General features: G+C 72.2%; 2 protein-coding genes and 1 pseudogene. 2 read left to right on the forward strand and 1 reads right to left on the reverse strand.

What is annotated here, in order from left to right:
* A pseudogene (locus PROKR_RS35280) lies at positions 1 to 303 on the reverse strand (hypothetical protein); the annotation flags it as partial.
* 125 nt (positions 304 to 428) lie between these two features.
* Between PROKR_RS35280 and PROKR_RS17710 the strand changes: the two are divergent.
* Together PROKR_RS17710 and PROKR_RS17715 are read left to right on the forward strand one after the other, a co-directional pair.
* Complete coding sequence (locus tag PROKR_RS17710) at positions 429 to 1013, forward strand: TetR/AcrR family transcriptional regulator (RefSeq protein WP_036965166.1); 585 nt, start codon at positions 429 to 431, stop codon at positions 1011 to 1013.
* A 158-nt stretch (positions 1014 to 1171) separates the two neighbouring features.
* Complete coding sequence (locus tag PROKR_RS17715) at positions 1172 to 1600, forward strand: organic hydroperoxide resistance protein (protein ID WP_036965167.1); 429 nt, start codon at positions 1172 to 1174, stop codon at positions 1598 to 1600.
* Positions 1601 to 1840: the final 240 nt, after the last annotated feature.

A 1840-nucleotide genomic window follows, 5' to 3' on the forward strand; every position in this document is an offset into this window, starting at 1 on the left:
GGCGCCGGTGGCCGCCGCGGTCGCGCGCGCGGCGGCGTCGTCGGCCGAGGCGATCACGGCGACCGGACTGGCGTGGAAGAAGGCCTGGCTCGCGGTGAGCGCGAGCTCGGCGGGGTCGGTCGAGTCGAGCACCAGGGCGGGCGCGGAGGGCTCCCTGACCTGGAACTTCTCCCCGGTCTTGCCGTCGTCACCCTCGGCCGTCGGCACCGTGCAGCCGGTGAGGACGAGGGCGGCGGCCGCGAGCAGTGCCGCGGCGGAGGCAGATCGGTGGCGTGGGACGAATCGGGCGTTCCGGATAACCACGGACGCCATTCTCCCCCACCGGGCGGCGAACTGGAAACCCTGGGCCGGTAGACGAACCCGTCAGTACACCACGAGTAGACTCGTCTCTTTCAGATCCTCGAACGAGTACGGAGGCAGGTGCGCACATGGGCACCACGACGGCCCCTTCCACCCGGGACCGCATCCTCGACGCGGCCACCGAGCTGTTCTACGCGCACGGGATCCGCGCGGTGAGCGCCGACAAGATCATCGACCGCGCCGGCATCACCAAGGTGACGTTCTACCGGCACTTCCGCACCAAGGACACCCTCGTGGTGGCCTACCTCGAGCGGCAGGCGGCCTGGGAGCGCGGAGCGCTCGAGAGCCTGCGCGCCTCCGTCGGCGACACCGAGGCACTGCACCGGTTCGCGGCGAGCGTCGGCACCGAGGCGTGCAAGCCGGGCTTTCGCGGCTGCGCGTTCATCAATGCGGCCGCCGAGTACGCCGAGCCCGGCAGCCCGGTCCGCGCGGTGGTCGCCGAGCACCGCGCCTGGTACCGGCAGACCTTCGCCGAGATGGCCGAGCAGCTCGGCGTGACCGACCCCGAGCAGGCGTCCGACGAGCTGATGATGCTGCGCGACGGCGCCATGCTGTCCGGCTACCTCGACGACCCCACCCGCGTCGGCGGCGCCCTGGACCGCGCCATCTTCGCCGTCGTCGACGCCGGCCGGCCCGCAGGTTCGCGCGGGTAGCGGCACCCGCCCAGGTTGGCCCGAGCCCGTCGTCACGCACCGTGACGACGGGCTCTCGCGTTGCCCGGCTTGTGTCAACGCGTCCCGTGTGGCTAATGTAGACGTACTAGTTCGTCTACATCGACCGGTCGAGCACCGGCTCGAGAAGGAGCGCATCCATGGCTGACAGCATCTACACCGCGGTCGCAACGTCCACCGGTGACGGCCGCGCCGGAGGCCGCACGGTGAGCGACGACGGCCTGCTGGACCTCAAGCTGGCGATCCCCACCGACATGGGCGGCCCGGGCGGGGCCACCAACCCCGAGCAGCTCTTCGCCGCCGGCTGGGCCTCGTGCTTCCACAGCGCGCTGAAGGCCGTCGCCGCCGCGCGCAAGGTCGCGGTCAGCGACTCCGCCGTGGTCGCCGAGGTCAGCATCCACCCGGCCGACGGCGGCGCGTTCACCCTGAGCGCGGCGCTGCACGTCGAGCTCTCCGGCGTGGACCAGGCCACCGCGGACGAGCTGGTCGAGGCCGCCCACGCGGTCTGCCCGTACTCGAACGCGACCCGGGGCAACATCGAGGTCACGGTCGACGCGACCGTCGACTGAGCCGTAGGCGCAGCGGAGGGTAGGGGCCGAGGTACGAGACCTGCCCGGAGCGGAACCGCCCGCCCGCGGGAGTGTCAGACGCTCAGGTCACCATGGTGACCTGAGCGTCTGACGTCTGCCGGGAAGAGAAGGAGCCACATGCCGTTCGCCGACGAACTCATCAGTGACCGCACCGCGCAGGTCCTGGCCCGCGCGATCGGCGCGGCGGCGCCCGACGCCGTGCTGCGGGCGCTGCCCGCG

Origin of the sequence: Promicromonospora kroppenstedtii DSM 19349 (assembly GCF_000515355.1) — a bacterium.
Lineage (GTDB): Bacteria > Actinomycetota > Actinomycetes > Actinomycetales > Cellulomonadaceae > Promicromonospora > Promicromonospora kroppenstedtii.

Bases quoted from the DNA above. Each gene is read 5' to 3' on its own strand.
- PROKR_RS17710 (WP_036965166.1), top strand. From the start codon at position 429: ATGGGCACCACGACGGCCCCTTCCACCCGGGACCGCATCCTCGACGCG.
- PROKR_RS17715 (WP_036965167.1), top strand. From the start codon at position 1,172: ATGGCTGACAGCATCTACACCGCGGTCGCAACGTCCACCGGTGACGGC.